The sequence below is a fragment of the Ruegeria sp. N7 genome (assembly GCF_056531345.1).
Genome location: NZ_JBQFLR010000008.1, coordinates 81,892 through 105,615, shown reverse-complemented (window position 1 = coordinate 105,615; position 23,724 = coordinate 81,892). Strand labels below are relative to the sequence as shown.

At 60.0% G+C, this 23,724-nt stretch carries 28 protein-coding genes; 14 read left to right on the top strand and 14 right to left on the bottom strand.

All coding sequences use genetic code 11. The annotated features are described in order from the left end of the window. The first annotated feature begins 7 nt into the window (after nt 1–7). The 4 genes from ACR0ES_RS11395 (at nt 8) to aat (ending at nt 3,239) form a co-directional block, all read left to right on the top strand. Nucleotides 8–544, top strand: coding sequence for a LuxR C-terminal-related transcriptional regulator (locus ACR0ES_RS11395; protein ID WP_209505755.1), 537 nt, complete (start codon nt 8–10; stop codon nt 542–544). Nucleotides 545–695: 151 nt separating this feature from the next. Next, a complete protein-coding gene (gene accB, locus ACR0ES_RS11390) occupies nt 696–1,190 on the top strand; it encodes an acetyl-CoA carboxylase biotin carboxyl carrier protein (protein ID WP_267364694.1) in 495 nt (164 codons plus the stop codon). 9 nt (nt 1,191–1,199) lie between these two features. After that, the gene (gene accC / locus ACR0ES_RS11385) at nt 1,200–2,549 is read left to right on the top strand and encodes an acetyl-CoA carboxylase biotin carboxylase subunit (protein WP_480488403.1); all 1,350 of its coding nucleotides are present in this window, start codon (nt 1,200–1,202) and stop codon (nt 2,547–2,549) included. Nucleotides 2,550–2,597: 48 nt separating this feature from the next. Beyond that, entirely contained in the window at nt 2,598–3,239 is a 642-nt protein-coding gene (aat, locus tag ACR0ES_RS11380) for a leucyl/phenylalanyl-tRNA--protein transferase (RefSeq protein WP_480870708.1), read from the top strand. Here aat and ACR0ES_RS11375 read toward each other — a convergent pair. From ACR0ES_RS11375 to ACR0ES_RS11350, 6 genes are all read right to left on the bottom strand, one after another. Further along, nucleotides 3,185–3,553 (bottom strand): DUF2155 domain-containing protein, encoded by a 369-nt coding sequence (locus ACR0ES_RS11375; protein ID WP_480546371.1) that lies wholly within the window; start codon nt 3,551–3,553, stop codon nt 3,185–3,187. The two genes, aat and ACR0ES_RS11375, sit on opposite strands and share 55 nt — an antisense overlap. Next, a complete protein-coding gene (mlaD, locus tag ACR0ES_RS11370) occupies nt 3,550–4,002 on the bottom strand; it encodes an outer membrane lipid asymmetry maintenance protein MlaD (protein ID WP_267364689.1) in 453 nt (150 codons plus the stop codon). The genes ACR0ES_RS11375 and mlaD overlap by 4 nt, the downstream gene beginning before the upstream one ends. 11 nt (nt 4,003–4,013) lie before the next feature. Then, entirely contained in the window at nt 4,014–4,397 is a 384-nt protein-coding gene (locus tag ACR0ES_RS11365; protein WP_267364687.1) for an NADH:ubiquinone oxidoreductase subunit NDUFA12, read from the bottom strand. An 80-nt stretch (nt 4,398–4,477) separates the two neighbouring features. Beyond that, nucleotides 4,478–4,840, bottom strand: coding sequence for a RidA family protein (locus ACR0ES_RS11360; RefSeq protein WP_480773892.1), 363 nt, complete (start codon nt 4,838–4,840; stop codon nt 4,478–4,480). 192 nt (nt 4,841–5,032) lie between these two features. Beyond that, the gene (gene clpX / locus ACR0ES_RS11355; protein WP_209505741.1) at nt 5,033–6,301 is read right to left on the bottom strand and encodes an ATP-dependent Clp protease ATP-binding subunit ClpX; all 1,269 of its coding nucleotides are present in this window, start codon (nt 6,299–6,301) and stop codon (nt 5,033–5,035) included. 131 nt (nt 6,302–6,432) lie between these two features. Beyond that, a complete protein-coding gene (locus tag ACR0ES_RS11350; RefSeq protein WP_480484514.1) occupies nt 6,433–7,065 on the bottom strand; it encodes an ATP-dependent Clp protease proteolytic subunit in 633 nt (210 codons plus the stop codon). Nucleotides 7,066–7,424: 359 nt separating this feature from the next. Between ACR0ES_RS11350 and ACR0ES_RS11345 the strand changes: the two genes are divergently transcribed. From ACR0ES_RS11345 to ACR0ES_RS11325, 5 genes are all read left to right on the top strand, one after another. Next, nucleotides 7,425–7,766 carry an ArsR/SmtB family transcription factor gene (locus tag ACR0ES_RS11345; RefSeq protein WP_480473625.1) on the top strand — a complete coding sequence of 114 codons (342 nt, stop codon included), beginning with the start codon at nt 7,425–7,427 and terminating at the stop codon, nt 7,764–7,766. Between the two features lie 60 nt (nt 7,767–7,826). Then, nucleotides 7,827–7,964, top strand: coding sequence for an entericidin A/B family lipoprotein (locus ACR0ES_RS11340; RefSeq protein WP_209505735.1), 138 nt, complete (start codon nt 7,827–7,829; stop codon nt 7,962–7,964). Nucleotides 7,965–8,795: 831 nt separating this feature from the next. Next, entirely contained in the window at nt 8,796–9,212 is a 417-nt protein-coding gene (locus tag ACR0ES_RS11335; protein WP_209598129.1) for a type II toxin-antitoxin system Phd/YefM family antitoxin, read from the top strand. 438 nt (nt 9,213–9,650) lie between these two features. Next, complete coding sequence (locus ACR0ES_RS11330; RefSeq protein WP_480870706.1) at nt 9,651–10,415, top strand: hypothetical protein; 765 nt, start codon at nt 9,651–9,653, stop codon at nt 10,413–10,415. 372 nt (nt 10,416–10,787) lie between these two features. After that, nucleotides 10,788–11,621 (top strand): hypothetical protein, encoded by an 834-nt coding sequence (locus tag ACR0ES_RS11325; protein WP_480870704.1) that lies wholly within the window; start codon nt 10,788–10,790, stop codon nt 11,619–11,621. A gap of 166 nt (nt 11,622–11,787) precedes the next feature. Here ACR0ES_RS11325 and lepA read toward each other — a convergent pair whose 3' ends face one another. Continuing rightward, the gene (lepA, locus tag ACR0ES_RS11320) at nt 11,788–13,587 is read right to left on the bottom strand and encodes a translation elongation factor 4 (protein WP_480870702.1); all 1,800 of its coding nucleotides are present in this window, start codon (nt 13,585–13,587) and stop codon (nt 11,788–11,790) included. Nucleotides 13,588–13,750: 163 nt separating this feature from the next. Beyond that, entirely contained in the window at nt 13,751–14,767 is a 1,017-nt protein-coding gene (locus ACR0ES_RS11315) for a hypothetical protein (RefSeq protein ID WP_480555988.1), read from the bottom strand. A 190-nt stretch (nt 14,768–14,957) separates the two neighbouring features. Between ACR0ES_RS11315 and ACR0ES_RS11310 the strand changes: the two genes are divergently transcribed. Together ACR0ES_RS11310 and ACR0ES_RS11305 are read left to right on the top strand one after the other, a co-directional pair. Then, nucleotides 14,958–15,266, top strand: coding sequence for a hypothetical protein (locus tag ACR0ES_RS11310; RefSeq protein WP_480473632.1), 309 nt, complete (start codon nt 14,958–14,960; stop codon nt 15,264–15,266). Nucleotides 15,267–15,331: 65 nt separating this feature from the next. Continuing rightward, complete coding sequence (locus ACR0ES_RS11305; protein WP_267365618.1) at nt 15,332–16,285, top strand: LysR family transcriptional regulator; 954 nt, start codon at nt 15,332–15,334, stop codon at nt 16,283–16,285. Here the strand turns inward: ACR0ES_RS11305 and ACR0ES_RS11300 are convergent. After that, a complete protein-coding gene (locus ACR0ES_RS11300; protein WP_480870699.1) occupies nt 16,282–16,725 on the bottom strand; it encodes a low molecular weight protein-tyrosine-phosphatase in 444 nt (147 codons plus the stop codon). The genes ACR0ES_RS11305 and ACR0ES_RS11300 overlap by 4 nt on opposite strands. A 27-nt stretch (nt 16,726–16,752) precedes the next feature. Between ACR0ES_RS11300 and ACR0ES_RS11295 the strand changes: the two genes are divergently transcribed. Together ACR0ES_RS11295 and ACR0ES_RS11290 are read left to right on the top strand one after the other, a co-directional pair. Beyond that, nucleotides 16,753–17,451 carry an NAD-dependent deacylase gene (locus tag ACR0ES_RS11295; RefSeq protein ID WP_480870696.1) on the top strand — a complete coding sequence of 233 codons (699 nt, stop codon included), beginning with the start codon at nt 16,753–16,755 and terminating at the stop codon, nt 17,449–17,451. 62 nt (nt 17,452–17,513) lie between these two features. Next, entirely contained in the window at nt 17,514–18,122 is a 609-nt protein-coding gene (locus ACR0ES_RS11290) for an HdeD family acid-resistance protein (protein ID WP_480870694.1), read from the top strand. 92 nt (nt 18,123–18,214) lie between these two features. On the opposite strand, the gene ACR0ES_RS11285 is transcribed toward ACR0ES_RS11290, so the two are convergent. From ACR0ES_RS11285 to meaB, 5 genes are all read right to left on the bottom strand, one after another. Beyond that, nucleotides 18,215–18,688, bottom strand: coding sequence for a copper chaperone PCu(A)C (locus tag ACR0ES_RS11285; protein WP_209505710.1), 474 nt, complete (start codon nt 18,686–18,688; stop codon nt 18,215–18,217). Between the two features lie 38 nt (nt 18,689–18,726). Beyond that, a complete protein-coding gene (locus tag ACR0ES_RS11280) occupies nt 18,727–19,077 on the bottom strand; it encodes a hypothetical protein (protein WP_480539525.1) in 351 nt (116 codons plus the stop codon). 69 nt (nt 19,078–19,146) lie between these two features. Next, a complete protein-coding gene (locus ACR0ES_RS11275) occupies nt 19,147–19,296 on the bottom strand; it encodes a hypothetical protein (protein ID WP_209505706.1) in 150 nt (49 codons plus the stop codon). Nucleotides 19,297–19,485: 189 nt separating this feature from the next. After that, nucleotides 19,486–19,773 (bottom strand): 50S ribosomal protein L28, encoded by a 288-nt coding sequence (gene rpmB, locus ACR0ES_RS11270; RefSeq protein ID WP_008756960.1) that lies wholly within the window; start codon nt 19,771–19,773, stop codon nt 19,486–19,488. Between the two features lie 232 nt (nt 19,774–20,005). Continuing rightward, nucleotides 20,006–20,977 carry a methylmalonyl Co-A mutase-associated GTPase MeaB gene (gene meaB / locus ACR0ES_RS11265; protein WP_209598140.1) on the bottom strand — a complete coding sequence of 324 codons (972 nt, stop codon included), beginning with the start codon at nt 20,975–20,977 and terminating at the stop codon, nt 20,006–20,008. A gap of 172 nt (nt 20,978–21,149) precedes the next feature. Here meaB and hrpB point away from each other — a divergent pair, with 172 nt between their 5' ends. Next, the gene (hrpB, locus tag ACR0ES_RS11260) at nt 21,150–23,603 is read left to right on the top strand and encodes an ATP-dependent helicase HrpB (RefSeq protein ID WP_480870691.1); all 2,454 of its coding nucleotides are present in this window, start codon (nt 21,150–21,152) and stop codon (nt 23,601–23,603) included. Nucleotides 23,604–23,724 lie beyond the last annotated feature (121 nt).

Below are 23,724 nucleotides of genomic sequence, written 5' to 3'. Positions count from 1 at the left end.
TACACGCATGAGCGACCCCGCCTTTGAATATGCGCCGATCGGGCTTGTTGAGCTGGAAAACAGGATCATCCGGCGCTGTAACCTGCAATTTGCCCGCACCTTTGGCGGAGAAGAAAACGACTATCGCAACATGCCGCTGTTGCACCTTTACCCTTCGGTCGCCGATTGGGAGAGGATCGGCGAACGCAGCCTGCAAGTGATGCGCGGCACCGGATATTACACGGATGAGCGCGTCATGCGCCGCCGTAGCGGGGATCTGTTCTGGTGCCGCGCCCGGGGCCGGTCGCTGACGCCCGACGACCCGTTCCGCCACGGTATCTGGAGCTTTTCCGACATATCCGAGGAACGACCGCTGGTTGAGCTGACCATCCGTGAACGCGAAGTGGCCATCCTGTCCTGCCGCGGCCTGTCGGCCAAGGAAATCGGAGCAGAGCTGGGCCTGAGTTACCGCACAATCGAGGCTTACCGCGCCCGTTTGCTTGAAAAATTCGGCGCACGAAAGCTGTCTGAACTGGTCGCCAAATTATCGGGGATGCCCCTGTGACGCGTTCGACCCCTTAAATTACGCGTGAAACGCATGCCAGATGGTGCGAGTCGGCGCTTTTCATGCACCGCCGCTTAGCCTATAACCCTGCGTAATTTGATCAGAGCCCGCAAGAAACAGACGGGCCAAAGGGGAACCGTCGAGGATACTCATGACAGACACCAAACACGAAGCGGATGTGGCATTCATCAAGGCTCTGGCCGAGTTGCTGCGCGAAAACGATCTGACCGAGTTGCAGGTCAAACGCGAATATGGCGAAGAAGACAGCCTGAACGTGCGCGTCAGCCGTATGACACAGACCGTGGCCGCTCCGGTTCAGATGGCTGTTCCTGCGGCAGCGCCCGCCCCTGCTGCGGCACCGGCTGCGGCCCCCGCGGCGGCCCCTGCTGCTGCCGAAGATCCGGCCAGCCATCCGGGCGCTGTCACCTCGCCCATGGTGGGCACGGTCTATATGCAGCCGGAACCCGGCGCGCCCGCGTTCATTTCCGTCGGCGCGACAGTGTCTGAAGGCGACACGCTGCTGATCGTCGAAGCGATGAAGACCATGAACCACATCCACGCCCCCAAATCGGGCACCGTCAAGCGCGTGCTGGTGGGCGATGGCGACGCTGTTGAGTTCGGCACTCCTCTGGTCATCATCGAGTAAGGCGGGCCCATGTTCGACAAGATCCTGATTGCCAACCGAGGCGAGATCGCCCTGCGCGTCATCCGCGCCGCGCGCGAGATGGGGATAAAAACGGTTGCCGTCCACTCCACCGCCGACAGCGACGCGATGCATGTGCGCATGGCGGACGAATCGGTCTGCATCGGCCCCCCGCCCAGCCCGCAAAGCTATCTGTCGGTGCCCGCGATCATTTCGGCCTGTGAGATCACCGGCGCGCAGGCGATCCATCCCGGCTATGGCTTTTTGTCCGAAAACGCCGAGTTCGTGCAGATCGTCGAAGATCATGGCATCACGTTCATCGGCCCCACCGCGGAACATATCCGCGTCATGGGCGACAAGATCACCGCCAAGGACACGATGAAGGCGCTGGGTGTGCCTTGCGTTCCCGGTTCGGACGGTGGCGTTCCCACGCTGGCCGACGCCAAGCGCATCGGTGAGGAATTCGGCTATCCCGTCATCATCAAGGCCACGGCTGGCGGCGGTGGGCGCGGCATGAAAGTCGCGATGAACGCGAACGAGATGGAAAGCGCCTTCATGACCGCACGCGCCGAAGGCAAGGCCGCCTTTGGCAATGACGAGGTCTATATCGAGAAATATCTGACCACGCCGCGCCATATCGAGATTCAGGTCTTTGGCGACGGCAAGGGCAATGCGGTGCATCTGGGCGAGCGCGATTGTTCGTTGCAGCGCCGTCACCAGAAGGTCTTTGAAGAGGCCCCCGGCCCCTGCATTACCGCCGAAGAGCGCGCCCGGATCGGCAAGATCTGCGCCGACGCGGTGGCCAAGATCAACTATATCGGCGCAGGCACCATCGAGTTCCTGTATGAAAAGGGCGAGTTCTATTTCATCGAAATGAACACCCGCCTGCAGGTGGAACACCCTGTCACCGAAGGAATTTTCGGCGTCGATCTGGTGCGCGAGCAAATTTTGGTCGCAGCGGGTGAACCGATGTCATTCGGTCAGGACGATCTGAAGATCAACGGTCACGCCATCGAGGTTCGGATCAACGCAGAAAAGCTACCGAATTTTTCGCCCTGCCCCGGCAAGATCACGGCCTATCACGCGCCGGGCGGTCTGGGCGTGCGGATGGATTCGGCGCTTTATGACGGCTATTCGATCCCGCCCTATTACGACTCGCTGATTGGCAAGCTGATCGTGCAGGGCCGCGACCGGGCCGAGGCGCTGGCGCGTCTTCAACGCGCGCTGGGAGAGTTGATCGTCGACGGTATCGACACCACCGTGCCCCTGTTCCACGCCCTGTTGCAGGAGCCCGATCTGCACAGCGGCGAGTACAACATCCACTGGCTGGAGCGCTGGCTTGCGGAGAACATGGAAAAATAAGGGCCAAGTGCCAGAGGGCCCGCGCCCTCTGGTCGCCCTATCAACGGCATGAGCCTGACCCCAGAACTGCTGCTGCACGGGTATTCCATCGGTATTTTCCCGATGGCCGAACACCGCGACGATCCTGAACTGTTCTGGGTTGATCCCAAGTTTCGCGGGATATTTCCGCTGGACGGGTTCCACATTTCGCGCAGCCTTGCGCGCCGCATCCGGAACTGCGGGTTCGAGATTTCAATCAATCGGGATTTCTCCGGCGTTGTTGATGGGTGCGCTGACCGGTCCGACACCTGGATCAACGCGGAACTGCACGCCCTTTATCGCCAGCTGCACCAATCGGGTCATGCGCATTCACTGGAAGTCTGGGACGGAGCGGCGCTGGTGGGCGGCGTTTATGGCGTGACGCTGGGGGCCGCGTTCTTTGGCGAAAGCATGTTTTCGCGCCGCACGGATGCCTCGAAAATCGCGCTCGCCTATCTTGTGGACCGGTTGCGGCAAACCGGCTTTCACCTGTTTGACACGCAGTTCCTGACCGCGCATCTGGCATCCCTTGGGGCGATCGAAATCCCGCGTGGGGCTTACAAGAAAGAACTGGAAGAAGCCCTGAACCAGAGCGCCTATTTTGCTGCGCCGATCACTCAGTCCGCAGAAGGCGTGATACAACGGATGACCCAAACGTCATACCGCGCGTGATCCAGCGCATTCAGCGCCGGAGAAGTCGCGATCATCCAACCGTCAAACAGCTGATCCGCTTTGCCCGTTTCCCAAATGGTCAGATAGGCGAAGGCATCGCCTGTCGGGTTATCCACCGGATACCGGCAATCCCCCAGCGCCACATCCAGCCCGAACACAGCTTCGGTTTGACCTGTCTGCAATTCGATATCAACCGTCTGGCCACTGACTTTGTCGAGCCCCCGCAGCATGGCGCCGGGGCCAGAGTTGACTTTCTGCTGCGCGGCGGCACCGGTTGCAGCCAGCAACAGGGCAAACAGGGCGGCGCGCATCATTCGCTGCCATCTCCGGCTACGAACTTGACCAGCAGCGAGATCAGGCTGACCGCACCCTGGGTATCCTGAATCTCATCGCCAGGTTCAAAAAAGAAGGGTGAACCGCCTGGCATAACTTCGACAAAGTTTCCACCCAACAGCCCTTCGGACGAGATCACGATGGCGCTGTCATCGGGCACAAGCACGCCTTCGGCAACAGAGAAAGTCGTGTCGGCACGATAGGTATCCGGGTTCAGCTTGACCCCGGTAACGGTGCCGATTTTCACCCCGGCAAGACGGACATCCGTGCCAACGCCGACCCCTTCCAGCGACCGGAACGAGGCGCCCAGCTCATAGCCCGCAGCACCTTGCGACAGGCCGGTTGATTGGCTGGCATAAACGCCAAACGCGATGGCACCGGCCAAAACGACGCCTCCGACAAGAACTTCGGTCCAGTTATGGGTCGACATCTTCGCCTCGTTTATTCCGGGCTCCAGGCCTCGTAATCCCTGCGCTCAACCGGCTTGGCCCGCCGCAGCGACCCGGCAGGCGCATAGGCCAGCGCCGTACCTGTCAGGTTCTCCTGATGCGGTTTTTCCCAGGCTTTGTGCGGCAGTGGTTTGTCGGTCGGGGGTTCGTCCCAGGTGCGGTGCAACCAGCCGTGCCATTCGGGGTCAACCCGGCTGGCTTCGGCCTCGCCATTGAAAATCACCCAGCGCCTGCTGTCGTCGGCGGTGCGATAAAACACATTGCCTTCATTGTCTTCGCCCACTTTCACACCCTTGCGCGCCGTATAAAGCTGCGTGTTCAGTGTTGACCCGTTCCACCAGGTCACGGCTCGTAAAAGACTGTTCAGGATTCCCATCGGCTGCCTCCGGCATTTCGGTCGAGAGAAGGTATGGACCAAAGGCTCGCCAAGGTCCAGTGCCCCTTGGGCTTCCAGTGTTACTGCGGCAGGATGGCGGTCACTTCGATCTCGATCCGGTACTTCGGATCAATCAAACCGCATTCGATCATCGTCGCAGCCGGTGGATTGGCGCCAAACGTCTCGGCCAGAACCGGCCAGCACTGCGCGAACTCATTGCGGTCCGGCAACATGTAGGTGACCCGAACCACATCTTCAAAACCCGCGCCCGCCTCAGCCAGTGCCTTGCCGATGACATCCAGCGCAGACCGGCATTGCGCCACCACGCCCTCGCCCTGCCCGACGGTCCCGGCGACATGAACCCAGCCGCCCGCAACCACTGCACGGCAATAGCCGACTTTCGCCTCAAACTCACCGCCCGAAGAAATGCGCTTCACTGTCATAACCCGTCACCTTTGTTGTTCGAAAACTTGCTTAAGCTCCCGCTGCCTGATTGCGCATGCCTTCGCGTACGAGCGACGGATCCCCAGCTTCATCTGGCTATAAATATCCCGGGGGAGATGCCCGAAGGGCAGCGGGGGCAGAGCCCCCTGAACCTGTTCAACTGAAGTCCCGCCGCCGCGAAATGACCGGCCTCAACCCGCCGAGGCCGATTCCTTGGCCGCATCGGCATAGATGAACAGCGGCTGCGCGTCGGACATCACCGCCTCTTCGTTCACCACAACTTCGCTGACATTTTTCATGCCCGGCAGTTCGAACATGGTGTCCAGCAGGATATCCTCGAGAATTGACCGCAGGCCGCGCGCACCGGTTTTGCGCTCGATGGCTTTCTTGGCAATCGCCTTCAGCGCGTCATCGGTAAAGCCCAACTCAACATCTTCCAACTCGAACAGGCGCTGGTATTGCTTGACCAGGGCGTTCTTCGGCTTGGTCAGGATGGTGACCAGTGCTTCCTCGTCCAAATCCTCCAGCGTTGCCAGAACCGGCAGACGACCGACGAATTCGGGGATCAGGCCAAATTTCAGCAGATCTTCAGGTTCCAGATCCTTGAAGATCTCGCCCACGCCGCGCTCGTCATTGTCACGCACATCGGCGCCAAAACCCATGGCCGAGCCCTTGCCGCGTTGCGCAATGATCCTGTCCAGACCCGCAAAAGCGCCGCCACAGATGAACAGGATGTTCGTGGTGTCCACCTGCAGGAATTCCTGCTGCGGGTGTTTGCGGCCGCCCTGCGGCGGAACGCTAGCCACGGTGCCTTCCATCAGTTTCAGCAGCGCTTGCTGTACACCTTCACCGGACACGTCGCGCGTGATCGACGGATTCTCGGATTTGCGGGTGATCTTGTCGACTTCGTCGATATAGACGATGCCGCGCTGCGCGCGTTCGACATTGTATTCGCTGGCCTGCAACAGCTTGAGAATGATGTTTTCAACATCCTCGCCCACGTAACCGGCTTCGGTCAGCGTGGTGGCATCGGCCATGGTAAAGGGAACATCCAGTATCCGGGCCAGCGTTTGCGCAAGCAATGTCTTGCCACAGCCGGTGGGGCCGATCAGCAGAATATTGGATTTCGCCAGTTCGATATCATTGCCCGCTTTCTGGGCGTGGTTCAGACGTTTGTAGTGGTTGTGGACCGCGACCGACAGGACGCGTTTTGCGGTGGCTTGACCGATCACATAATCGTCCAGCACCTCGCAGATATCCTTGGGCGTCGGAACGCCGTCCGAAGATTTCAGCCCGCTGGCCTTGGTCTCTTCACGGATGATGTCCATGCAAAGTTCGACACATTCATCACAGATGAAAACGGTCGGGCCTGCGATCAGCTTGCGCACCTCATGCTGGCTTTTGCCGCAGAAGCTGCAGTAGAGCGTGTTTTTCCCGTCACCGCCTGAATTCGTCGCCATGATCTACCTTTCGGGCCTCATCCCAGCACCCCCGGCGGGGATGCGTTTCGCCTGTTCGTGCAGCTTAGGCCAGCGCTTTGGCCGCTACAATCTCAAAATGGTTCCTGCACTGGTGGTGCAGGCTCCGAAACTCAGACCTCATCCGCGTCCATTTTTGCGCGGTTTTCCACGATCTCGTCGATGTGACCCCATTCCTTGGCCTCTTCCGGGCTCATGAAATTGTCACGGTCCAGCGCTTTTTCAACCGCCTTTTTTGTCTGCCCGGTATGACGCACATAGATATCATAAAGGCGATCCTTGAGCTTTTGCGTCTCGGCTGCGTGGATCATGATATCGCTGGCCTGACCCTGATATCCGCCGCTGGGCTGGTGCACCATGATCCGGCTGTTGGGCAGCGAAAAGCGCATCCCTTTCTCGCCGCCGGCCAGCAGAACCGATCCCATCGAGGCCGCCTGACCGATCACCAACGTGGAACATTTCGGCTTGATATACTGCATTGTATCGTAAATCGACAAACCGCTGGTCACCACGCCACCGGGCGAGTTGATGTAGATCGAGATTTCCTTGTTGGGGTTTTCCGCCTCAAGGTGCAGCAGCTGCGCCACAATCAGATGGCTCATGCCATCGTGAATCGGGCCGTTGATGAAGATGATCCGCTCTTTCAGCAGGCGGGAGAAAATATCATACGCGCGCTCGCCCCGGCTGGTCTGTTCAACGACCATGGGAACAAGCGTATTCATGTAGGTATCTACGGGATCGAACATTCGTAACCTGCCTGTTTTGCTGTGGATCGGGACATTATCCCAACAAGTGTTACCTGAGTCTTAGTGTTGGCTCCGGGGGGCTGCAAGGGGGTGTCGGTGAGAACGCGGAATGAATGTGGATCGCCGTCAATAAGATTGTCACACCTGCCGCTGTCCCGCAGCAGCACCCTATCCATGATTGCGCCCCGCTAAAGGGGCTGCGGGGAAAACGGCTGCGGGTTCCCCTTTTTTCATCACGGTTTTTTGATTCATACATATAGCAATAATTGATCGAAACATGTACTGAAGTGGCTCGCAGGCGACGAGCTTTACGTCACGGAAACTACGCCCGGTCAACGGGTTCACAAGGAACACATTCGATGGCACTTCCACAGCTGTCTCAGGACATGTCGCAACACGACCTGGATCGTATGGTCGATAATGCGACACGCGCGTCCAACTTCCTCAAGGCAATCAGTCACGAAGGCCGACTGATGATCCTGTGTCACCTGGTGTCCGGTGAGAAATCTGTTACCGAGTTGGAAGAGCTGTTGTCCGCCAGACAAGCCGCTGTTTCGCAACAGCTTTCCCGCCTGCGTCTGGAGGGGCTTGTGATACCGCGCAGAGAGGGCAAAACCATCTTCTACCGGTTGGCCGATGACCGCCCGCGCCGGATGCTTGAAGTGGTGTACGAGCTGTTCTGCGGTGAGGACAAAGGCTAGCTCTGGCTTGGTGTCGAGAAAGGTGCTACCGAATCCGTATCGAGCACTGAGGAGACACACATGATCCGCGTAATTCTGATTGGCCTGAGCCTGTTTGCACTGACCGCCTGCGAAACCGCCAAAGGCGCGGGCAAAGATATCGAAAAGGCCGGGGATGCAATCCAGAACGCAGCTTCGGACGTGCAGGAAAGCCTGTAAGACGCGCTTATCTTGCGGGCAACCCGGACATTAACGCAATATATGGTTGAAGAGTGCGCCCATACGCAGTAGTCTAGCCCTACAGGTGCATAGACGCGGCATTGCATATCTGACACTAAATCGGGGCTCTTTCGCGCACGCAGAAGAGCCCCGTTCCCGTTCGGCAGGGGTGAGTGGTAGCCTGTATGAAACCGAATTTCGGCAAAGGAAAAGGCGTCAGGTGCGCAGACGCGGTCTTTGCATGTACCCTTTCGGATACGCCCTGACGCCTTACCGGGTCGACGTACCCCGAGGAGCACTCCGATCCAGTCGCCCCAGCCCCCTGAGAGACTGTAGCCGCCGCTTTGTCCCCTAAGGTTCATCGCGGCATGCATAGGCCGTCTGAGAAGATGGCCACCCGACCTGGGTCTACGACCCATTTCCGGCTGATCACCTACCGGTAAGCCATTGCAGCTAAACGCAAATCCTAAGATCCGCCCTTCTCTGCTCAGACCCCCTTGGCCTTTGCGTCCCGCCCCGGTTCCGAAGACCCTGTGCGGTGAGATGACTGTTGCACCACGCCCTGCATCCGACAAGAAAATAGCACTGCAGCATGAAAATTAGACGGGGATAAGATGTTGATATCCGGCGGGAGAATTTTGTGGATAACCTGAGAAATGCCCATCCCGCGAAGGGTTGAGGGCGGAAAAATCCGGACATAATCCTGACCCCCGAAATCCGGGCGATGCTGCGGGTGCAAAACGCTCCGTGCGGACCGTTAGGCCGAAATTGTGCGATTTGTACAACGCTCGGACCCCCAATCTTACGAATCGTACAGACGGAGATTCGCCGATGCGCTGCACCATTTCCTATGCCCGCGCCCATCTGGGACCGCTGATCACCCGCGCCCAGGACCCGCGTGAGGTGATCATCTTGACCCGGCACGGCAAGCCGCTGGCCGCGCTGGTCTCGATGACCGAGGCCAACCGGATCTGGCAGTTGCAGGATGATGAGGAGATCGGATGGAAACACCCGCTGTCGGGGCTGCGGGGGATGTGGTCGAAGGGGCGCAACATCCCCGGCATGGAACCGGGACCGGACGGCCGCTATGTCACCGCGCGCGAGGCCGCGCTGAAGGTCCGCGAGATCCAGATGACCCGCGCCGAGGAACGCCGCATTCTTGCGCGGGGCGGTCTGGATCCTGTCGCAGGCGGTGAACTGGCCGCCCGGCCTGTCTCCTCACTCTGGAGACGCTGGTTCCGTTTCTGAGAAGCGTTCCGGCCCGGCGGTGGTACCAACACCCCCTCCGCCGCAATCCGTGAGCAACGGCGGCTCATACCCCTTAACAACCCGACCGGGCCGGAAACGCTTCGGTTCACCTGACGGGCCGGAACGGGGTCGAAAACAGTCCCAGTGCGCAGGCTACGGAATTCTCTGATCTGATGATCGGCACCCTTCTTTGGGGTGCGGGCCGTGCTGGCCTGTGACTGAGATTGGATGCGCGCGCGGCGGTTGCAACCTGTCTGAAGGAAACTTCATCAAGGGTTTATGCGCGGGAAAGGTGGGCAAGAAGAAAACCCCACCCCTGCCCGGTATTGCGCATCGCGTTTTTCCTTCCAACACCGCGCGCCACAACTTAAACAGGGATTTCAAATAACTGCCCTCATCCGGGGCGTCCGATCCAACTTGAAAAGCCCCAGACAGAACATGCGATTTCCAAAACGACAACATCGAGAGTTCAAGAGCGTTGTGCGCAAGTTCCGCAACGAGTTTTCACTGTTCGTGCTGGAACAAAGCCGCGGACAGGTGCTGTGCGGGCCGATGAAGGGGTTTCGCTTTGTCGAAAACGCATTCTGGGGCGGGCATTCGGATACGGCCACGAAAATCTTTGGCCTGTATGAGCAGCAGAACCTGAAGGTGCTGAGCAGCTCGGACAAGCTGGTGCTGGTGGATATCGGCGCGGCGGACGGCTTTTGGGGCGTCGGGCTGGTGGCCGCCGGGCAGTTCGAAAAAAGCGTGTGCTTTGAGGTTTCGGCAAAAGGCCGGGATGTGATCCGGGAAACAGCGGAGCATAACGGCGTGGGCGACCGTGTGACGGTGTTTGGGGATGCGCTGACGGACACGGTTGCAAATATCGCAAGCGTGGCCCCCGACCCGGCGGACATCTTCTTTCTGATCGATATCGAGGGTGTCGAATTCCGCCTGTTGACCGAAGATTTTCTGACGCATTTCCGCAGATCGGAGTTTCTGATCGAACTGCACCCCCAGATGGTGGAGGATGGCGACGCGAAACTGAAAGCGATCGAAGCGTTCTGCGCCGGGTATTTTGATGTCGCCTATGTGGACGGAAGCGTGCGCGACACGTCCGAAATGGATGAGATCATCCGGTTGGGGGATGATTTCAAATGGCCGATCCTGTCCGAAGGTCGCGGTTTTCCGATGCAATGGTTGCATCTGGTGCCGCGCGGGTGAGGTGTGATTTCGGCGGTTGACCCGCAGACCCGAGGGTGGCGAACGGCCAAAGCCCCAACGGCGCAAGCGCAGATACAACCGCCAAACCAACCCCGCCCTACGGGTGGCCGATGGAACCGAAGAGGGGCGCAAACGCTCCGCCCGTTTTGCCGGAGGCAAACCTTTGGTTTGTTTCGCCAAAGGCGAACCTTCGGTTCGACGGGCGGGTCATGCCGGAGGCATGCTTTCAGCATGACGCGGCCCGGCGGTGCGGTAGGGGGGTTGAGGTATGCACAAGAGCCATAATACTATCTCTGTATGCTGCTTCCATTCAGAAGGAGCCCAAACAAATACTTTTTTTAAATACTGTGTCTAAAAAATATGCAAAAAAGAGTGCTTGCACTGATTCCCACAGGGAAACCGGACCATCTGATCAAAGATACGGGCACATTTAGGTCACACATTGATCTCCGCCCCGCGCTTTCTTTTTTTGATGGCATAGCCACAATTAAAGAACGCTATCCACCTGCTTTTGTAAGAATAGGCTCAGGCCCCGAGCGAAGATTAGTAGAGTTCCAAAACGAAGCAGATCAGCATTTTTTAGTCCAAAGGGTTGCAGCTTTTGGTCATTACGCCGACGCAAGTTTAACACTATCCGATGCTGCTATCGACATGTGCAATCAATTCCCAAGACAGGACAACTTAGGCAATCCCAAGGTAGTTCTTCCTTCTGAATTCACTGACTGCTTTCGAGGTACTCAGCACACGGTGGTTTGCGATTTTATTGATGGGTTATCTATCGCTCCCCAAAATGCTTCTTTGGAAGACATCTTTCATTTTAAAGAAAAACGAAACGAGGAGTATCAGGCTTTTTGGGAAGTGCTTGAGGAAGTTGCTACAGATCCGATTGAAACAATAGTTAATCAATCAAAACACAATCTGGATCGACTGAAAAATGCCCTGAGTGAATATGAGAGTGTGTCCTCCGAATGTTGGGGACGACGTATCTGTAATACCGCACAGCTAAGATTTACTCTTGACGGAACGGCAATAGCAAGTTTGCTTTCCGCAGCGGCACTGCAAGCCAAACTAAACTTAGAACCGCTTGTAATAGCGGCAGGCGCATTAGGGGCCGTACGTTTTTCAATAGACTTATTACCAGCACATCCTGACTTGTCAAAAACTTCAAGTGCAATGTCATACGCTCAAAGGGTTAAGCATCTGTAAAGATGCACTTTTTACCAAGAAAGAGAACTTAGAAACCCACCTTAATGCGACGACACTGCTCAGAAGGACAGCGTTAGCTGTCCATCCGCTCTCCCAACCCACCGTGTGGGCACGCCGGTTGGCTGCGCCAACTGCTTTCGCCCACCGTCACTTAAAATGGACAGCCTTAGCTGTCCATTTTAAGTGCTGAAATAAACGCCTCCTGCGGGATATCAACTTTCCCGAACTGGCGCATCTTCTTTTTCCCCGCCTTCTGCTTGTCCAGCAGTTTGCGTTTCCGGGTGGCGTCGCCGCCGTAGCATTTGGCGGTCACGTCCTTGCGCAGGGCGGACAGGGTCTCGCGGGCGATGACCTTGCCTCCGATGGCGGCCTGGATCGGGATTTTGAACATGTGGCGCGGGATCAGGTCCTTGAGCTTTTCGCACATCGCGCGGCCCCGCATCTCGGCCCGGTCGCGGTGAACCATGGTCGACAGCGCATCGACCGGTTCGTCATTCACAAGGATCGACATCTTGACCAGCGCGTCCTGACGGTAGCCGGTCATCTGGTAGTCGAAGCTGGCGTAGCCCTTGGTCACCGATTTCAGGCGGTCGTAGAAGTCAAAGACGACCTCGTTCAGGGGCAGGTCATAGACGACCATGGCGCGCTGGCCCGCATAGGTCAGGTCCATCTGGATGCCGCGGCGGTCCTGGCAGAGTTTCAGCACGTCGCCCAGATATTCGTCGGGCACCAGAATGGTCGCCTTGATGCGCGGTTCCTCAAGGTGGTCGACCTTGGACAGGTCGGGCATGTCGGCGGGGTTGTGCAGCTCGATCATCGCGCCGTCTTTCATGTAGACGTGATAGATCACGCTGGGCGCGGTGGTGATGAGGTCGATATCGTATTCACGCTCGATCCGGTCGCGGATGACCTCGAGGTGCAGCAGGCCAAGGAAGCCGCAGCGGAAGCCAAAGCCAAGCGCGGCCGAAGTTTCCATCTCATACGAGAATGAGGCGTCGTTCAGCGCGAGCTTCTCGATCGCGTCGCGCAGGTCTTCGAATTCGGCCGAGTCCACCGGGAAGAGGCCACAGAACACCACCGGCTGCGCGGGTTTGAAGCCCGGCAGGGCGACTTCGGTGCCATTGCGGTCATTGGTGATGGTGTCGCCGACGCGGGTGTCGCGGACCTGCTTGATCGAGGCGGTGAGAAACCCGATCTCACCCGGGCCGAGGCTGTCGATCATCTGCATTTGCGGGCGGAAGACGCCGACGCGGTCGACATGGTGCAAGGTGCCGTTCGACATGAACTTGACCCGCATCCCCTTTTTCAGCGTGCCGTCCATGATGCGGACCAGAACGATGACGCCCAGATAGGCGTCGTACCACGAATCCACCAGCATCGCCTTGAGCGGCGCGTCCAGAGTGCCCTGCGGCGCGGGCAATTTGTGCACGATCGCTTCCAGCGTCTCGTGGATGCCCTGCCCGGTCTTGGCACTGACCCGGATGGCGTCGCTTGCGTCGATGCCGATCACGTCCTCGATCTGTTCGGCCACGCGGTCACAATCGGAGGCGGGCAGGTCGATCTTGTTGAGGACCGGCACGATCTCATGATCCGCGTCGATGGCCTGATAGACATTGGCCAGCGTCTGCGCCTCGACCCCCTGGGTGCTGTCCACGACCAGCAGCGAGCCCTCGACCGCGCGCATCGACCGGCTGACCTCGTAGGCGAAATCCACGTGGCCGGGGGTGTCGATCAGGTTCAGAACATATGTCTCGCCATTATCGGCGGTATAGTCGATGCGAACCGTGTTGGCCTTGATGGTGATGCCACGCTCGCGTTCGATATCCATGCTGTCGAGCAGCTGTTCCTTCATGTCACGATCCTGCACTGTCCCGGTCTCCTGGATGAGCCGGTCAGCAAGGGTGGATTTGCCATGGTCGATATGCGCGACGATGGAGAAATTGCGGATATGAGCGAGGTCTGTCATGGAGTGGGGATATGCGTCGGAAATGGGCTGTGGTCAATGGTTCAAGATGATCTGCCGCGACCAATACAACTTCATTGCCAATCGCATACAAATCGCTTCAAGGATTGTACTTAGCACCAAACTTGATGCAGGAGATAAACTTGCATTGCGGCGAAATACCGTTTCAAGGCCAATGCGCTCGCTGAAGGGCCTGCATGTTGGATGTAAAGCACTGATTGTACGTATACTCTGAAGCAAACTCCACATCCCGGATGTCAAGAATTGAACGCGCAACGTCGCCTTCAATGCGATCACTCGACCAATAGTCTTCATTGGCGATCAAGCTCTGTAGCGGGCTTCTTGGAGAATAAGGTGAGGCGAGCAACGCAGCAGCAGTGACGGTGCAATCGGGAACCTCTTCCGCACAGTAGTCACTACAAAAGTTACGAATGGGGGTCCAAGCTACTACCTCCGCGCTCAATTCAGCCGCTGCCTCTCTGATGTCGGTGTCATTTATCAATTCTCTTGGAGTGAATATGCCCCAAGCTAACTCAGCCGCTTTGAAGCGATCATCTCCAGTATTAAGCCAGGCCAGCGATGCCGAACCTCCATAATTTGGACCATCCGAACTATGTGACTGCAGGTACGACGCCCAGTACAAGAATATGCCAGCTTCTTCAGGCAATTTGCGATCCAGGCCTTGCAAAACCTCAACCAAATCAGCCCCTCTTCCATCGTAAAGCATGGATTGCGCGGCAAACATTGCTGTTATTGGCTCACCAAGTTCGACTAGCGCTGCGATAGCGGGCGCTTTATCTTCGAATTTGGCCACTTGCAGTAAAGCAAGGGCCAATGGTTCAGAGTTTTGTGCCTCTGTGAGCCATGACTTGCCCGATAGGCCACCGGGTTTTCGTAACAGAGCAATGCGGTCCTTGCGATCCATTTCAGAAGTTACATGCGCGTGAAAACTACTCTGGCTTGCAATGCTCGATAGTAATATTTGAGCCGCTGCGTTCCCCTGTTGCGCCTGTTCAGAGAAACTTTGCAATGCTGCCAAATCATCACCGTCCAACCAGGCCTTAACCGCCTCCTTGAATTCCGGCGCATCCTCGCCTTGCAAAAAAGACGTATCCGACAAGGCCGCTATCGGAGACAAACAAAGTAGCACTGACATAAAAAAAGATTTGATAGAAATCACCATCCTATCCCTTGAATTGACTGCTCATATTAACTTCCGAAGTATTTTAGTGCGTTGTTTTTATCCTCGTCAATTCAGCACCGCTTGAATTGACTGTCAAAACAATTGATCCCACCCCCCGTTTGATTCATACTCCGCCGCAGACCGAGAGGGGCATAAGACCCGTCCGGGCAGGCAAAAACGAGGCTCGAGTATGAAACAGTTCCTCATTATCGCATTTTGTGCGGCATCGCTGACGGCGGTGGCTCAGGTCGCGGATGCGGCGCAGATCAGGCAGGCGTGCATGGCGTCGGACCGCTCGGCCGCGACGCGGGACCGGTGCAGCTGCATTCAGCGCGTGGCGGATCAGGCGTTGACGCGCAGTGATCAGAAGACCGTGGCGAAATGGTTCAAGGACCCCCATCAGGCGCAGGTGCTGAAGATGTCGAAATCCGCGCGCGATGATGCGCTGTGGGATCGGTACCAGAACTTTGGCCAGATGGCGCAGGCGATCTGCAGCTAACCCGTTCAGAATGCTTGACCTGATCCACGCTGCGCCCCAGAAAGGCGCAGCGAAAGGTGTATTGCATGGTAATGAAAGGGCTGACCCTGCGGGGCCTTGAAGTGTTCGAGGCTTTGGCGCGGACGGGATCGGTGGCACAGGCTGCCGAGATCACGGGGCTCAGCCAGCCATCCGTTTCGCAGCAATTGCGCAATCTGGAAAACGCGCTGGGGACCGAATTGGTCGATCACGGGCGGCGGCCGATGCGGCTGACGCAGGCGGGGCGCAGTTTCCTTGCGCGGGCCGAGGCGGTTCTGTCCGAGCTGCACATGGCCCAGAGCGAGCTGTCGGTCATGGATCTGGGGCATCTGACCACGCTGTCGATCGGGCTGATCGATGATTTCGACAATGATCTGACGCCGCGGCTGGCCACCTTGCTGGCCGACAGCCTGACCCGGTCGAAATTCAAGCTGATCACCCTGTCGAGCCTTGATCTGTTCGAAGCCCTGGCCGAGCAGCGCCTGCATATGGCGGTCACCGCCCATAGCGGCGAAGTGCTGGAGGGGGTGGTCGAATACCCGCTGGTCCACGATCCGTTCATTCTGGTGGCACCGCAGGGATCGGGGGGCGTCGAGGCCGTGCAGGAGCGGCTGCCGTTTCTGCGCTATGCCCGCGAACAGCTGATCAGCCGCCAGATCGAGGCGCATCTGGCGCGCCGGTCGCAGGTGTTCGAGGAACGGTTCGAGATCGGCTCGCACATGGCGCTGATGGCCATGGTGGCGCGGGGTTTGGGCTGGGCGATCACCACGCCGCTGGGCTTCATGCGCGCGGCGCGGTTCCATGAGGGGCTGGAGGCGCACCCTGCCCCGTTCGGGGATTTCTCGCGCAACATATCGCTGCTGGCGCGCACCGAGTGGTCCGATCAGGTCCCGCAGGAGGTTGCGGGCATGACCCGGCGTCTGATGCAGAACCAGATCGTGGACCCGGCGCTTGCCAAGCTGCCCTGGCTGAGCGGCCAGTTGCGGGTGACCGGCGGCTAGGTGTCCAGATGGGCAGAAAGCCCGTCAACCGCTGCCTCGATCAGGTCCAGCGCACCGTCGAAATCCCGCGTGTAATACGGATCGGGTACGTGATCGGCACCGGTCTGAGGGGCGAAATCCGTTAGCAGGCGAACCGGTGTGCCGTTGCCCGGTGGGCGCAGGTCTTCGATATCGGCGATGTTTTGGTCATCCATGCCGATGATCAGGTCGAACCGGTCGAAATCCGCGACGGTGAACTGGCGCGCGCGCAGGTCGCCGAGGTCAATGCCTCTGCGGTTTGCAGCCTTCTGCATCGGGCCATAGGGCGGATTGCCCGCGTGCCAGCCCATGGTTCCGGCACTGTCGGTTGCATGATGCGGTGCGCGGGCGCGAAAGACGCCTTCGGCCGCGGGAGAGCGGCAGATATTGCCCAGGCAGACAAAGAGGATACGGTGTGTCATGGCCAAGGTGTAACGCGCGGAGGGGATATGGGAAAGATCGTCATTCTGACCGGGGCCGGGATTTCGGCTGAAAGCGGGCTGAGCACCTTCCGCGACGAAGGCGGGCTGTGGGCGCAGCACCGGATCGAGGATGTGGCCACGCCCGAGGGCTTTGCCCGCGATCCCGCCTTGGTGCAGGGGTTTTACAATGCGCGCCGCGTTCAGGCCGCCGCTGTGCAGCCCAACGCGGCCCACATGGCGCTGGCCCGATTGCAGCAGGGCTGGCCCGCAGAGGTCGTGATCGTGACCCAGAACGTCGACAGCCTGCATGAAGCGGGCGGTGCGACGGGTGTCATCCACATGCATGGCACATTGGCGGGTGCCTTGTGTTCCGGGTGTGATCATCGCTGGCCGGCACCGCCCGAGATGGCCGTTGCAGAGCCCTGCCCCGCCTGCGGCCAACCCACCGCCCGGCCCGATGTGGTCTGGTTCGGCGAGATGCCTTATTACATGGACGACATCTACGACCACCTTGCCAGCGCGTCGATCTTTGCCGCCATCGGCACCTCGGGTCAGGTCTATCCGGCGGCGGCCTTTGTCCACGAGGCGCAGGCGGCGGGTGCGCGGACGGTCGAGATCAATCTGGAGCCGAAGCCCGGGCCGTCGGGCTTTGACGAGCGCATTGTCGGCAGGGCATCCGAAACGGTTCCGCGATGGGTCGGGCAGCTTCTTGCGGGAAATTCTTAAGCTACAGACAACGCTGGCTTAATTTGTGTACACTATCTGCAATAGCGACTGGAGGATGTGCCATGACTGATCAAGACCCCCGCACCGGTGAAATCCTGGATGACAGCAGCATGGCCGGGCGTGACATGCTGGGGGAACAGCTGTCCAGCCTGTGGTGGACTTTTCTGCTGCGCGGGGTGCTGGCCGGGCTTGTGGGCATCGCGGCCCTGTTCTGGCCATCGGGCAGCATCGCGCTGCTGCTGCGGCTGGTCGGTGTATTGCTGATCCTCGACGGTGGGCTGACGCTTTTGGGTGTTGGCCGTCGCGGGGTGCTGGGAGGTGCTGCGATCGGCGCGCTTCTGATCGGGCTTGTCCTGCTGATCTGGCCGGAAGGCACGGTGAAACTGGCGTTTTTCCTGTTGGGCGCATGGGCGCTGATCATCGGGATCGGATCCCTGGCGGCTGCCGGGCAGATGCATCCAAATGACCCGCAACGCGGTTCCATGCGGGTCTCGGGATTTGTCGCGCTTGTGATCGGGCTTGTCCTGATGATCTGGCCAGCGGTGGCGCTGGTTGCGCTGGGATGGGGTATCGCATTCTCGGCGCTGGCCATGGCCGCTGTGATGTTCTGGCTGGCCTCGCGGTTCCGGCAGGCGGGCGACCGCGTCGGTATGAAAACCATCAACAAGTAGCACTATCCGCAGCCGCATGGAAAACAGGCCGGGCAAAGCCCGGCCTGACGCTTGGATGAGGGCTGCAGCGCAGCCCGAAGACAGGCGTTGCCCTAGTTCGAATGTGATCCGTGGCCGCCTTTGTCCTGACGCTCCAGATCGACGGGAATCTCGATCTCGACCTCGCCTGCCTTTTCAAAGATCAGCGTGACCGGCACCATGGCGTCCTGTTCGAACGGGGCCGTCAGACCCATGAACATCACATGGTCGCCGCCGCGTTTCAGCATGTGGGTTTCACCGGCCGGAATTGCAAAGCCTTCTTCGACATGCACCATCTTGGCCACGCCGTTTTCATCGACCTTGTGGGTGTGCAATTCCACACGCGCTGCCGCGTCCGAGGTTGCACCGATCAGCCGGTCATCGGCGTCGCCCTGATTGTGGATCATCATGAACGCGGCACCGGCGATGGCGGTCTTGCCCGAGGACCGGGCATAGGCGTCGTCAACCTTGATGGGGCCTTCGGCAAAGGCGGGGATGGCCAGCGACACGGCGGCCAGAGTTGCAAGCAGAGTGGTTTTGAGGGACATCGTGCCTCTCCTGTATAAAGGTTTGAAAAGGGTGGTTTTCAAACGCTGACAGGAGGCGCGCGGGCCGGGGTTGCGGGAACCGGCAGGGCGATCTGGTTGCCCAGATGCCGCAGCGGAGCTGGCTGCGCCCGTTCCGGCGCGGCTGGCAGTGCTGGTTGCGCGACAGCCACGGCCCCCAGCAGGGATATTGCATAGTCCGGGCAAAAATGCGGCGGTGCAGTGGGTTGCCCGTTTTCGTCAATATAGACGACGACCGGTCCGGTGCCCGTACACAGCACCATCTGACCCACGGCCTTGTCCATGCCGCGCGACATGGCCAGCCCCTGCCCGGTCAGAACCAGCAGCAGGGACAGCGCATAAGGCAGAAATCTGGTAACAACAGGTCTCATCCTGACCCAGCTATAGGTCAGCAGCGGGAAAAGCTTCAAGCGCCAAAGGGTCGCGCTTGAAGCTGTTTTTCAGTAATCCAGTCCGGGTCTTTTTACCGTGTCTGCCGTGAAGCTGGTATGGGACCGGTTCACCCAGCGCTGCATCCGCGTGCAGGTTGCAATCGCCTTGCGGAATACCGCGGCCAGAAACAGGAAAAGATAAAAACTTTTTAACGTCATAATGTGGCCCCCGCCTGATGAATGACAGTGACGTTAGGTCAGATTCGGAAACCTGTATGTGAAGAAGTTCACCAATGGCGAAAAATTAGTTCCAGATTGAGAACAATGGGGGCCGAAAGGGGCTGGCCCAACAGAAAAGGCCCCGCACCGAGAGGGTGCAGGGCCTGAAATTCTGTTGGTTGAAAGACCTTAGGCCGAAGCTTGCGCCTTGGCGATTTCTTTCTTCACTTTCAGAGCGTTTGCCGACAGCTCATCATCCTTGGCTTTAGCCAGGAACGCGTCCAGACCACCGCGGTGGTCAACCGAACGCAGCGCAGCCGCCGAGATGCGCAGCTTGACACCACGGCCCAGAGTTTCGGACTGCAGGGTAACGTCATTCAGGTTCGGCAGAAAACGACGACGAGTTCTGTTTTTGGCGTGGCTGACATTGTTGCCAGTCATCGGGCCTTTTCCGGTCAGTTCGCAACGGCGCGACATGGTTTCTTCCTTTGTTTCTGGAGGCCGGGCTGGATACCCGCGGCCAAATCACAAGGGGCGCAACCCGAAGTCGCGCCCGAAAACTGGTTGGATGCGTGTAGTGGGAATCGCGCGGGGGGTCAAGACGGGCTGCGCGAAATCTTTCAATTTGCCTGCCATGCAGGAATGGCCCGGATGGGCCATGCCGTTGGCAAGAGTATTTGGCAAAAGGTGAAACGGCCATGACGGCCCTTCAGCCGAGCGTGTCCAGAAGCTGACCGGCAGCGACCGCCGGGCTGAGTCGCCCTTGCGAGACTTCGTCGTTCAGGCGCTCCATCTCGGCGCGGGCCTGCGGTGTGTCGAGGCGGGCGAGAAGGGCGTGGCGGACCTCCTGATCGAACCAGTAGCGGGCCTGGGCGGCGCGGTTTGCCTCCCAGATACCGGTGTCGCGGCGCCATTGGGTCAGGGTTTGCATTTCGTCCCAGGCCTGTTCCAGCCCGTGTTCTTCGACAGCGGAAACGGTCATCGCCTTGGGGAAACCTTCGGGGTCCTGCGGGCGTTTGCGCAGCAGCCGCAGGGCGCCGGCATAATCCGCGCAGGTGCGGGTGGCGGTCGCTTTCAGGTCGCCATCGGCCTTGTTGACCAAAATGATGTCGGCCATTTCCATGATGCCGCGTTTGACACCCTGCAACTCGTCCCCGCCCGCCGGGGCCAGCAGCAGCAGAAACAGGTCAGACAGTTCGGACACCACCGTTTCCGACTGTCCCACGCCCACGGTTTCGATCAGCACCACGTCATAGCCTGCGGCCTCGCACAGGGCGATAGCCTCGCGGGTGCGGCGGGCGACGCCGCCAAGGTGGCTCTGGCTGGGAGAGGGCCGGATGAAGGCGTTCTGCTCGCGGCTCAGGCGTTCCATCCGGGTCTTGTCGCCCAGGATCGAGCCGCCCGACCGAGCCGAGCTGGGATCGACCGCCAGAACCGCGACCCGCAGCCCCTGCCCGGTCAGCATCATGCCAAAGCTTTCGATGAAGGTGGACTTGCCCACACCGGGCGTGCCTGACAGACCGATACGCAGCGCCTGACGCCCCGAACCGGCAAGCTGTGCCAGAAGGTCGCTGGCCTGTGCCCGGTGATCGGCGCGGTTGCTTTCAACAAGGGTGATCGCACGCGCCAGCGCCCGGCGCTCGCCCTTCAGAATTCTGTCGCTCAGGCTGTCTGTCTGCATTCTCGTCCGTTCCTAGAGGCAGGAACAGTTGCCGTGCTTGGGGGGCGTTTGTCCAGACCGGAGGCGGCAGGAAGTGCGAAGATCGCGCAGCCTGCGTCATTTCGTGCGGGGCGATTTGCCGATTTGAGCGCGGAAACTGGACGCCACCCGCGGGATCGCGGATAAGGGCCGGATGACCCTACGCCTGCCCATAGACGATGCCATACCCGGCCTGCTGGACACCCTGCGCGCGCAGGGGCGGGCCGTGCTGCAAGCGCCGCCTGGTGCGGGCAAGACCACGCGGGTTCCGCTGGCGATGCTGGAGGCGGGTTTGTGCGGCGGCAGGATCGTGATGCTGGAGCCCCGGCGGCTGGCGGCGCGGGCCGCGGCAGAGCGGATGGCAGAGACACTGGGAGAGCGCGCAGGCCAGAGTGTTGGCTATCGCGTGCGGGGCGACGCGAAAGTGTCAAAAGACACAAGGATCGAGGTGGTGACCGAGGGCATTCTGACCCGGATGCTGCAATCGGACCCTGACCTGCCGGGCATCGGGGCGGTGATCTTTGATGAATTCCACGAACGCTCACTCAACGCGGATCTGGGCTTGGCGCTGTGCCTTGAGGTCACGGGCGCGTTGCGGGACGATCTGATTCTGCTGGCCATGTCGGCCACATTGGACGCGGACCCGGTGGGGCACCTGATGGCCGCGCCGCTGGTTACGTCGGAAGGGCGGAGTTATCCCGTCGAGATGCGCTGGCTGGATCGGCCGTTGGGGCCACAGGCGCGGCGGCTGGATGCATTGGTCGATCTGGTCGTTGAGGCCGAGCGCGAGACCCGCTCCACCGGTGGCGGGATCTTGGTGTTTCTGCCCGGTGAGGGTGAAATCCGGCGGGCTGAGGCAGCCTTGACCGGACGCCTGCCCGCCAATTGCACGGTGCGCCCGCTGTTCGGGGCCATGCCCTTTGCGGCCCAGCGCGCGGCGATTGCCCCGGTTGAGACCGGACGCAAGGTGGTGCTGGCGACGTCGATTGCCGAAACCTCGCTGACGATCCCCGATATCCGGGTGGTGGTGGATATGGGGCAAGCGCGGCGGGCGCGGTTCGATCCGGGCTCGGGCATGTCCCGGCTGGTGACCGAGCGGGTAACACGGGCCGAGGCCACGCAACGCGCAGGTCGTGCGGGCCGTGTGGCCGAGGGGCTGTGTTACCGGCTGTGGTCAAAGGGGGAGGATGGCGCGCTGGCCGCGTACCCGCCTGCCGAGATCGAAGCCGCCGATTTGACCGGGCTGGCGCTGGAGCTGGCGCTGTGGGGCGCGGATGCCGCTGATCTGGCCTTTCTGACCCCGCCACCCGAAGGCGCGATGGCCGAGGCGCGCGCCCTTCTGGCGATGCTGGGCGCGCTGGACGGCAAGGGGCGGATCACCGAACACGGGCGGGCGCTGGCGGCGCTGCCGTTGCATCCCCGGCTGGGGCATATGCTGGTGCGGGCCGGACCGAGTGCCGCGCCTTTGGCCGCCTTGATGGCCGAGCGCGACCCCCTGCGCGGCGCGCCGGTGGATATCGCCTTGCGGCAAGAGGCACTGCGGGATGTGCGCACCTTTCAGCGCAACCGGGTCTGGCAGGTGAACTTGGGGGCCGTGGATCGGATCAATGCCGAGGCCAAGCGGTTGAGGAAACAGGCCGGAAGCAAGACGGATGATCTGAGCGCTGCTGCCATGGCCGCCCTCGCCTATCCCGACCGTATCGGACAGCGGCGCAAGGGCGATGCGCCGCGTTATGTGTTGTCGGGGGGTAAGGGTGTCGTGCTGGACAGCGGCGATTCGCTGGCCGCTGCGCCTTTTCTGGTTGTCACTGACACAGATGGCAACCCGCGCGAGGCAAAGGTGCGGATGGCCACCCAGATTTCGGAACGCGAGATCCGCGAACTGTTCGCCGATCAGATCGATTGGGTCGAGGTTTGCGCCTGGTCGAAACGCGAACGGCGGGTCGTGTCCCGGCAGCAGGAGCGGTTCGGGGCGATCACGCTGGACGACCGCATCTGGAAGGATGTCCCGGACGACGCCTTGGCGCGCGCGATGCTGGACGGGGTGCGCGATCTGGGGTTGCGGCTGGACGGGGCCGCCGCACGGCTGGCCGCGCGGGTAGAACTGGTGCGTGCCGACGGGGTAGACCTGCCCGACTTTTCGGTCGAGGGTCTTATGGCCGAGCTGGACGACTGGCTGTTGCCGATGCTGTCCGGTGTCAAAAGCGCAGAGGACTGGAAACGGTTTGACCCGCTGCCCGCCTTGCGCGCGCGGTTGGACTGGGCCCAGACCCAGGAGCTGGACCGCCGCGCGCCGGGATCGTTTGAAACACCGCTGGGGCGCAAGGTGCCGATCGACTATGGCGCGGCGGTCCCCGAAATCTCGGTTCGGTTGCAGGAGCTGTTCGGCGTGACCCGGCATCCGGTGGTCGGCGGACAGCCCCTGAAGATCACGCTGCTGTCGCCGGCGCAGCGCCCGATCCAGCTTACCCGCGATCTGCCGGGGTTCTGGGCCGGGTCTTATGCGGATGTGCGCAAGGATATGCGGGCGCAATACCCCAAACACCCCTGGCCCGAAGACCCGACACAGGCCGACCCGACGCTGAGGGCCAAACGCAGGCGGGATTAGACCCATTGCCGCGTCGCTTCCGGCAAGCGGCTCGGGCTTTCGGGGTTGTTGCGCGAAATCTCACAAATCACAGTAAATTGACCGAAAATCCGGTCATAATCAGAAATAAGCGGACATTTCA

What these genes read in the sequence shown, in the direction of transcription:
- ACR0ES_RS11285 (WP_209505710.1), bottom strand. Translation starts at nt 18,688, where the DNA reads ATGTCCCTCAAAACCACTCTGCTTGCAACTCTGGCCGCCGTGTCGCTG.
- ACR0ES_RS11310 (WP_480473632.1), top strand. Translation starts at nt 14,958, where the DNA reads ATGAAACAGTTCCTCATTATCGCATTTTGTGCGGCATCGCTGACGGCG.
- hrpB (WP_480870691.1), top strand. Translation starts at nt 21,150, where the DNA reads ATGACCCTACGCCTGCCCATAGACGATGCCATACCCGGCCTGCTGGAC.
- ACR0ES_RS11360 (WP_480773892.1), bottom strand. Translation starts at nt 4,840, where the DNA reads ATGACAGTGAAGCGCATTTCTTCGGGCGGTGAGTTTGAGGCGAAAGTC.
- meaB (WP_209598140.1), bottom strand. Translation starts at nt 20,977, where the DNA reads ATGCAGACAGACAGCCTGAGCGACAGAATTCTGAAGGGCGAGCGCCGG.
- aat (WP_480870708.1), top strand. Translation starts at nt 2,598, where the DNA reads ATGAGCCTGACCCCAGAACTGCTGCTGCACGGGTATTCCATCGGTATT.
- ACR0ES_RS11365 (WP_267364687.1), bottom strand. Translation starts at nt 4,397, where the DNA reads ATGGGAATCCTGAACAGTCTTTTACGAGCCGTGACCTGGTGGAACGGG.
- ACR0ES_RS11275 (WP_209505706.1), bottom strand. Translation starts at nt 19,296, where the DNA reads ATGACGTTAAAAAGTTTTTATCTTTTCCTGTTTCTGGCCGCGGTATTC.
- ACR0ES_RS11340 (WP_209505735.1), top strand. Translation starts at nt 7,827, where the DNA reads ATGATCCGCGTAATTCTGATTGGCCTGAGCCTGTTTGCACTGACCGCC.
- lepA (WP_480870702.1), bottom strand. Translation starts at nt 13,587, where the DNA reads ATGACAGACCTCGCTCATATCCGCAATTTCTCCATCGTCGCGCATATC.
- ACR0ES_RS11395 (WP_209505755.1), top strand. Translation starts at nt 8, where the DNA reads ATGAGCGACCCCGCCTTTGAATATGCGCCGATCGGGCTTGTTGAGCTG.
- ACR0ES_RS11335 (WP_209598129.1), top strand. Translation starts at nt 8,796, where the DNA reads ATGCGCTGCACCATTTCCTATGCCCGCGCCCATCTGGGACCGCTGATC.
- ACR0ES_RS11300 (WP_480870699.1), bottom strand. Translation starts at nt 16,725, where the DNA reads ATGACACACCGTATCCTCTTTGTCTGCCTGGGCAATATCTGCCGCTCT.
- ACR0ES_RS11280 (WP_480539525.1), bottom strand. Translation starts at nt 19,077, where the DNA reads ATGAGACCTGTTGTTACCAGATTTCTGCCTTATGCGCTGTCCCTGCTG.
- rpmB (WP_008756960.1), bottom strand. Translation starts at nt 19,773, where the DNA reads ATGTCGCGCCGTTGCGAACTGACCGGAAAAGGCCCGATGACTGGCAAC.
- ACR0ES_RS11290 (WP_480870694.1), top strand. Translation starts at nt 17,514, where the DNA reads ATGACTGATCAAGACCCCCGCACCGGTGAAATCCTGGATGACAGCAGC.
- ACR0ES_RS11305 (WP_267365618.1), top strand. Translation starts at nt 15,332, where the DNA reads ATGGTAATGAAAGGGCTGACCCTGCGGGGCCTTGAAGTGTTCGAGGCT.
- ACR0ES_RS11330 (WP_480870706.1), top strand. Translation starts at nt 9,651, where the DNA reads ATGCGATTTCCAAAACGACAACATCGAGAGTTCAAGAGCGTTGTGCGC.
- clpX (WP_209505741.1), bottom strand. Translation starts at nt 6,301, where the DNA reads ATGGCGACGAATTCAGGCGGTGACGGGAAAAACACGCTCTACTGCAGC.
- ACR0ES_RS11350 (WP_480484514.1), bottom strand. Translation starts at nt 7,065, where the DNA reads ATGTTCGATCCCGTAGATACCTACATGAATACGCTTGTTCCCATGGTC.
- ACR0ES_RS11295 (WP_480870696.1), top strand. Translation starts at nt 16,753, where the DNA reads ATGGGAAAGATCGTCATTCTGACCGGGGCCGGGATTTCGGCTGAAAGC.
- ACR0ES_RS11375 (WP_480546371.1), bottom strand. Translation starts at nt 3,553, where the DNA reads ATGATGCGCGCCGCCCTGTTTGCCCTGTTGCTGGCTGCAACCGGTGCC.
- ACR0ES_RS11315 (WP_480555988.1), bottom strand. Translation starts at nt 14,767, where the DNA reads ATGGTGATTTCTATCAAATCTTTTTTTATGTCAGTGCTACTTTGTTTG.
- mlaD (WP_267364689.1), bottom strand. Translation starts at nt 4,002, where the DNA reads ATGTCGACCCATAACTGGACCGAAGTTCTTGTCGGAGGCGTCGTTTTG.
- accB (WP_267364694.1), top strand. Translation starts at nt 696, where the DNA reads ATGACAGACACCAAACACGAAGCGGATGTGGCATTCATCAAGGCTCTG.
- ACR0ES_RS11345 (WP_480473625.1), top strand. Translation starts at nt 7,425, where the DNA reads ATGGCACTTCCACAGCTGTCTCAGGACATGTCGCAACACGACCTGGAT.
- accC (WP_480488403.1), top strand. Translation starts at nt 1,200, where the DNA reads ATGTTCGACAAGATCCTGATTGCCAACCGAGGCGAGATCGCCCTGCGC.